This is a genomic window from Streptomyces lushanensis, from assembly GCF_001700515.1.
GTDB classification, from domain to species: domain Bacteria; phylum Actinomycetota; class Actinomycetes; order Streptomycetales; family Streptomycetaceae; genus Streptomyces; species Streptomyces lushanensis.
Map to the genome: position 1 here is coordinate 1 of NZ_MAUD01000638.1, position 557 is coordinate 557.

Annotated in this window: 1 pseudogene; it reads left to right on the forward strand. The window is 74.3% G+C overall.

Features of this window, described 5'->3' with window-relative positions:
• Positions 1-546, forward strand: a pseudogene (locus BFF77_RS32065) (S9 family peptidase); the annotation flags it as partial.
• Between the last annotated feature and the right edge of the window lie 11 nt (positions 547-557).

Here is a 557-nt window from a genome sequence, read left to right on the forward strand (position 1 = left end):
CGCCCTCCCGAGGAGACCGGCGGCCACAGGTCCGGCAGAGGCGCGGGAGCGGACCGTACCCCGGGCCGCTACCAGGTCTACCGCGCGGCCCTGCCCGATGTCTGTGCCACCGATCCCGCGCTCATGGTGTTCACCGCCGACGCCGACGGCCGGTGCGAGGTGTTCACCTGGGACGCCGCCACCGGCCGCGCCCGTCAGGTGACGGACCGTCGGGGCGGCACGCTGCACGGGACGATCGACGCGGACGCGTACGTGTGGTGGTTCGACGAGGACGTGCACGGCGAGGGCCAGTGGCGCTACCAGCCGTTCCGGGGCGGGCCCGACCGCCTCGGGCTGACCGGCGTGCCGGCCGGGACCTCACGCGGTCTGGCCGTGGGCGACGACGGGAACGTGGCCATGGGCGTGGGAAGCGGTTCCACGACCACGATCCACAGCGGTGTACGGGGAGGTCCCGCACGCGAGGTGACGCGCGTGGACGGACATGTCACCCTCTCCGGCATCAGCCCGCGCGCCGGACTGCTGGCGATCAGCGGACCCGCGGGCTGATGCCGGAGAGG